Below are 6,569 nucleotides of genomic sequence, written 5' to 3' on the forward strand. Positions count from 1 at the left end.
GTTGCGCAGGCCATTGCGCAGCAGCAGAAAGCATCCATTGTGCGCACACTCGGCAGCGCTGATGAAGTGCTTGAGCAGATGTGGCGGCTGGCAACGTTCGACGCTAACCAGCTATCACAGTATCGCCGCGGGAGTTGCCGTTACTGCTGGGGCTTTGGTCATCAGTATCAATGGCGTGATGCCGTGGAGTACGAAGAGAAGCGGCTCGAAGCGCTTGAGCGTAAACGTCGCGAGCCCGTAGATGTTGGTGGTTACGGTTACGACCACACCAGCGCACCTAACCCGGAATGCCCTCGCTGTAATGGTGATGGCGTCGGCCAGCCATACTTCGCTGATACGCGTAAGCTGGCGCCGGATGCTGCGCTTGCCTATTCCGGTGTGAAGCTTGGGAAGAATGGCGTAGAGATTACCGCTATTAGCCGCGAGCGAATGTACGAGGCGGTGATGAAACGTCTCGGCCTGACTGATAGCGAGTTCGCCCAGCGTCTGCAGCTGATTGAAATTGAGCGCCGGCAGCTGGAGGTTGAAAAATTACGCAAAGAGCTGGCTGCTGATCCGGAGGATGACGAACCAACGCCAGTTGCAATCAATATCAACGTAGTCGATGCACGAGTGAGGGAAGAGGATGGCGATAGCACCGACGCTTAACATCCCTCAGGCCAAATTCCTTGCGATGCAGTACAAATTTAAGGCCTATGTCGCCGGCTTCGGTTCCGGTAAGACGTGGGTCGGTTGTGGTGGTATCTGCAAAGGGATGTGGGAACACCCCAAAATCAACCAGGGTTACTTTGCGCCAACGTATCCGCAGATCCGTGACATCTTTTATCCCACTGTTGAGGAGGTGGCCCACGACTGGGGGCTGAATGTCAAAATCAACGAGGGAAACAAAGAGGTTCACTTCTACGCCGGGCGCCAGTACCGAGGAACGACGATTTGCCGCTCGATGGAGAAACCGCAAACCATTGTTGGTTTTAAAATCGGTAATGCGCTGATTGATGAGCTGGACGTAATGCCCGCCAAAAAGGCGCAGTTAGCCTGGCGAAAAATCATTGCTCGTATGCGTTACAACGTGGCCGGTCTTCGTAACGGGATCGACGTCACCACGACGCCGGAAGGGTTTAAATTCGTTTATCAGCAGTTCGCAAAGGCTGTACGCGATAAGCCTTCGCTCTCAACGCTGTACGGCCTGGTGCAGGCCTCGACGTTCGACAATGAAAAGAATCTGCCGCCGGACTATATCCCGTCGCTGATGGAGTCATACCCGCCGGAGCTGATCAAGGCTTATCTGCGTGGCCAGTTCACCAACCTTACCAGCGGGACGATTTACCATCAGTTTGACCGTAAGCTGAATAACTGCAGGGAAGAAGAGCAACCCGGTGAGCCGCTGTATATCGGTATGGATTTCAACGTCGGGAAGATGGCCGGGGTTGTTCATGTGTTACGTATGGGGCTTCCGTTTGCGGTGAATGAAATTGTGAAGGCTTACGACACCCCTGACATGATCCGCATCATCAAAGAACGGTTCTGGCTGTATGACGGCAACGATTATCGCAAGGTGCGGGAAATCTATATTTACCCGGACGCTTCCGGCGATTCCCGCAAATCCAGCAATGCCAGCGCCACGGATATCGCTCAGCTTAAGCAGGCCGGCTTCAATGTGGTTGTTAATGCATCAAACCCGCCAGTGAAAGACCGCATCAACGCGATGAATGCCATGTTCTGCAATGGTAACGGCGAACGTCGCTACAAAGTGAATGTAAAGCGATGCCCGGTGTACACCGAATCGCTTGAGCAACAGGTTTGGGGCGAAAACGGTGAGCCGGATAAAACGGCGGATAACGATCACCCCAACGATGCCGGTGGGTATTTCATTGTGAAGCAATTCCCGATTATCAAACCGACTGGAAAAGTCACCCAACTGCGGATGTAAAACCATGCCTGATATTTCAACGCCCAACCTCGACTATAACGACATGGTTGAGGCATGGGATATTAATGATGCACTGATGGGCGGTACGCTGGAAATGCGCCGGCAGGGTAAGAAGTATCTCCCGAAATGGCCGAACGAAGATCCTGAAAGCTATAAGGAGCGTTTAGCTTCGGCAACGTTACTCCCTGCCTATGAAGAGGCCATTAAACAAAACATCGGGCGAGTGTTTGCTGAGCCGACGGTATTGAGTGAGGACTCTCCTGAACAAATACGAGAGCTGTCGCCAGATATTGATATGGAAGGAAACCGGCTCGATGTCTGGGCGCAGCAATTTTTCAGCATCGGATTCCAGTATGGCCTGGTACATGCGCTGGTGGATTTCCCGAAAATTGACCGGGAGGCAGTAAAAACTAAAGCCGACGAAAAAGCCGCGGGATCCCGCCCGTATGCCACGATGTTAAATCCTCGCCAGGTCATCGGCTGGAAATCGAAAGTGGTTAAAGGGAAAGTGATGCTGACCGATCTGCGTATCAGAGAGGTCATCATTATTGATGGCGACGATTACGGGCAAACGAAAGTTGAGCAAATACGCCATATCATGCCGGGCAAGGTTGAAATTTATCGCCGAAATAAAGGTGATAACGGCGAAAGCCAGTGGCAGATTCACGACGAGTGGGAAACCAGTCGCGATGATATTCCCCTGGTGACGCTTTACACGAAACGCACAGGCTTTATGCGCGGTTCACCGCCACTGCTTAATCTCGCCTTACTGAATATCAAGCACTGGCAGAGTCAGAGTGAACAGGACAACATTCTTCATGTCGCTCGCGTGCCGTTGCTGGTGGCTTACGGTCTGGCTGATGGCGAAACGTTGACGATAGGTTCTTCCTCTGCGACTCGTTTCGATGACCGACAGCGGCAGGGACTGGAATATGTCGAGCATACCGGGGCTGCGATTGAAGCCGGTAAGATTTCCCTTGAGGATCTGGAAAACCAGATGCGTCAGGCCGGCGCAAAACTGCTGCGCGCGGAAAACACATCGACTAAATCCTTAGACCAGACTCACGAAGAGCGGATGCAGGAGAATTCACCTCTCTACACCATGGCAAGCTCGCTTGAGGATGCGCTCGATAATATCCTGCAGATTATGGCGGAATGGCTGGGCGAGAAAGAAGGCGGCAATGTCGATGTACGCACCGAACTGGATGTTTCAGCCCAGACGTTTGATGCCGCAGCTGCAACAGCTGTTCAGTCGCTCCGCCAGGGTGGTGATATACGTCAGGTCGATGCTGTTCGCGTTTTGCAGGCCCTAAAATTTATCGATCCGGATGCGAAGCCCGAAGAGGTAATCGACGAGCTGCGAAATCAGCAGGTCACGCTGGCCGGCGGACTGAGTAACCCGGGTGGTGCAAATGGCAACGGCGAATGACAAGCTTCAGGATGAATCGATAGCGCATGCGATATGGATAGCACGGTACAGCACCAGCGTTGCAAACAGGATGATAAAAATCCTGAATGACAGCGATGCGGAACTGACAGCCAGATTGCTGGTAGCGATGGATAGCCTGGATGCTGACAGCTTTACCGTGTCGCGACTGGAAGCGCTGCTCGTTAGTGTCAGAGCTCTCAATCGCGAGGCTGTGCAGTCAATGTACGCGGGACTATCTGATGAGCTGCAGCAACTCGCTCAGCACGAAGCAGGCTTTCAGCTGAGCCTGTTCCAGTTTGCGATCCCCGATGATGTGCTATCGCTTCACCCGCTGGTGGGCATTTCACCGGATGCCGTTTACGCAACTGCGATGGCACAGCCGTTTCAGGGGCGCCTGCTTTCGGAGTGGGTAGATAACCTTGAAGCTGACAGAATGGCAAGAATTTCCAATACAGTGCGGCAGGGTTTTCTCCTGGGCGATACGCATGAGCAAATCGCCAGAAAGGTCCGGGGTCATGCTAACCGTGGTTATCAGGATGGCGCGCTGCAGATGAGCCGAACCAATGCCGGCAGTATTGCAAAAACGGCTGTGGGGCATCTTGCTTCTACGGCCAGGAAAAGCTTTGCAGATGCGAACGATGACATTTTGAAGGGTAAGCAGTGGTTATCCACTTTGGATAACCGTACATCAAAAGACTGTCGGATTCGCGACCGCCTCAAGTACACACTCGATAACAAGCCGATCGGCCATAAGGTGCCGTATCTGCAGGGACCCGGGAAAATCCATTTCTGCTGTCGCAGCGTCGAAACCTATATCCTGAAATCATCTGATGAGCTGGGTATTGCTGTTGGGCAAATATCAGATAGCTCACGTGCCAGCATGGACGGGCAGGTGCCTTCGGATACCGATTATCAGGGCTGGTTCTCGCGCCAGTCTTTCACGCGACAGTCCCAGATCGTTGGCGTAACCCGGGCCCGGCTGATTCGTGACGGCGGCATGTCGCCCGATGACTTCTACAACGACAAGGGCGAATGGCTGACTCTGGAGCAACTTCGTAACCTGGATGCTCAGGCGTTCAGCAACGCCAGACTTTAAAGCTTTTTAAGTCTTCAATCAGGCTGCCTCCGGGCGGCCTTTTTTATTGCCGTGATCCGGATGGTGAGCGGTGCAACGGTCGGATGACCACCGAAAAGGTAACCACATGAAACTGAAAACAGTCGAAGTTAACGGCAAAAGCTATGCAGAAATCGATGCCAGCGGTTTACCCGTCTACGTCCACGATGACGGCCAGGAAGTTGGTTTTGATGCTGTGCAGGCCGTTGGGAAAATCTCCTCTCTGAATGGCGAGGCAAAATCTCATCGTGAAGCCAAAGAAGCCGCTGAAGCCGGTCTGGCTAAGTTTGCCAAAATCGGCGATCCGGCAAAGGCGCTCGAAGCGCTGGAGATGATGACTAAAATCGACCAGAAAAAACTGATCGACGCAGGCGCCGTTGATCAGGTTAAAGCGGATATCACCAAATCATTCCAGGCCCAGCTTGATGAAGCTACTCAGCGTGCGACGACTCTTGAAGGCCAGCTTTATCAGGAAATGATCGGCGGCCGGTTCTCTGGCTCGAAATTCATCGCAGATAAAGTAGCAATTCCGGCAGATATGCTTCAGGCGCGGTTCGGTCAGTCCTTCAAAGTCGAGGACGGCAAAGTCGTTGCCTATGATGGCTCTGGCAACAAAATTTATTCCCGCTCGAAGCCGGGCGAACTGGCGGCCTTTGATGAGGCGCTGGAGTTCCTGGTGGAGCAGTACCCACAGAAAGACCACATTCTGAAGGCCAGCGGCAACCAGGGAGGCGGCTCACGGCAGTCTCAGCATTCACTCGGGCAGAAAACGATGAAACGCGATGCGTTTACCAGTTTGAGTCCGACAGATCAGCAATCAACTCTCAAAGACGGTATCACCATCGTCGATTAATTCTTTGCCAGCCGCCGGATGGCTGCTGGTGCCGGAGCTGGATAGCTCAACCAACCCTATATTTTAATCTCCAAGGAATCTATACACATGGCTAATACGCTTACCGGGTTGATCCCGACTATCTTCACGGCTCTGGATACCGTATCTCGCGAACAGGTCGGTTTTATCCCGGCTGTATCGCGTAATGCTAAAGCTGATGCGGCGGCGAAGGACCAGACTGTTACTGCGCCGGTTGCGCCACCGGCAACCACTGTTGATATTACCCCGGGGGCTACTGCGCCAAATGACGGCGACCAGACGATCGGCACCGTTGATGTCAAAATCACCAAATCCAAAATGGCCCCGGTCAAATGGAACGGTGAGGAACAACTGGCGCTGGGGCCCGCAGGGACATACAACACCATTCTTGCTGATCAGTTTAAGCAGGCTTTTCGCGCGCTGGCTAATGAGATGGATGCAGATCTCGCGGCTCTGTATTTCGCATCCTCCCGTGCTGTTGGTACGGCCGGCACCGCTCCTTTCGGTATTGCAGGTGATTTGTCGGATGCGGCAAATGCGCGCCAGGTTCTCTCTGACAACGGTTCGCCGACAACTGATCTGCAGATGGTTCTCGGTTCTTCGGCTATCGCAAACCTCCGCGGTAAACAGTCTGTTCTGTTCAAAGTAAACGAGTCCGGTACTGATGCGCTTCTGCGCGAAGGTATCGTGGGGCGACTGGAAGGTTTCAATATCCACGAATCCGCGCATGTTAAGAAACGCGCTGCATCTCCGGCTGCCGGATACCTGGTGAATGGAGCAAAAGCTGAAGGCGATATTCTGATTGCCATTGATACCGGCACAGGTGCTTTTGCAGCGGGCGAATCGTGACGTTTGACGGGGACAGCAATAAATACCTTGTTGCTGCTGCGACGGCCACAGCAATCACCCTGGCTGCTCCTGGCTTACGTCAGGCACTGGCCGACAACACAGCTATTACCGCTGGTGGCGCCTACACCGCAAACATGGCGTTTGATCGCAATGCATTCCTGCTTGCATCCCGAACCCCGGCAATGCCGCAGGGCGGCGATACTGCGGATGATGTGATGAACGTTACTGACCCGGTATCTGGCATCACTTACCAGGTAGCCCTGTACCGCCAGTATCGCCAGGTGCGTTACGAAGTCGGTTTGTCCTGGGGCGTAGCGGCAGTTAAGTCGGCGCACTCAGCGTTGTTGCTGGGCTGATAAACAGGGGCTTCGGCCCC

The 6,569-nt window shown here is 53.6% G+C and carries 4 protein-coding genes and 2 pseudogenes; all 6 read left to right on the top strand.

The features are described 5' to 3' along the window. Nucleotides 1–648: pseudogene (locus VZP09_RS07085) on the top strand (terminase small subunit); the annotation flags it as partial. Further along, nucleotides 626–1,930, top strand: a complete 1,305-nt coding sequence (locus tag VZP09_RS07090; protein ID WP_136697739.1) for a terminase large subunit domain-containing protein — start codon at nt 626–628, stop codon at nt 1,928–1,930. The pseudogene VZP09_RS07085 and the gene VZP09_RS07090, both read left to right, overlap by 23 nt. Before the next feature lie 4 nt (nt 1,931–1,934). Continuing rightward, nucleotides 1,935–3,359 carry a DUF4055 domain-containing protein gene (locus VZP09_RS07095; protein WP_012967902.1) on the top strand — a complete coding sequence of 475 codons (1,425 nt, stop codon included), beginning with the start codon at nt 1,935–1,937 and terminating at the stop codon, nt 3,357–3,359. Continuing rightward, on the top strand, nt 3,343–4,455 hold the full coding sequence (locus tag VZP09_RS07100) for a phage minor head protein (RefSeq protein WP_328794990.1): 1,113 nt from the start codon (nt 3,343–3,345) through the stop codon (nt 4,453–4,455). The genes VZP09_RS07095 and VZP09_RS07100 overlap by 17 nt, the downstream gene beginning before the upstream one ends. 106 nt (nt 4,456–4,561) lie before the next feature. Beyond that, complete coding sequence (locus tag VZP09_RS07105) at nt 4,562–5,326, top strand: DUF6651 domain-containing protein (RefSeq protein WP_004184465.1); 765 nt, start codon at nt 4,562–4,564, stop codon at nt 5,324–5,326. Between the two features lie 87 nt (nt 5,327–5,413). Continuing rightward, a pseudogene (locus tag VZP09_RS07110) lies at nt 5,414–6,549 on the top strand (P22 phage major capsid protein family protein). Nucleotides 6,550–6,569: the final 20 nt, after the last annotated feature.

Source organism: Klebsiella sp. EMBS2024 (assembly GCF_036233805.1).
Lineage (GTDB): Bacteria > Pseudomonadota > Gammaproteobacteria > Enterobacterales > Enterobacteriaceae > Klebsiella > Klebsiella pneumoniae.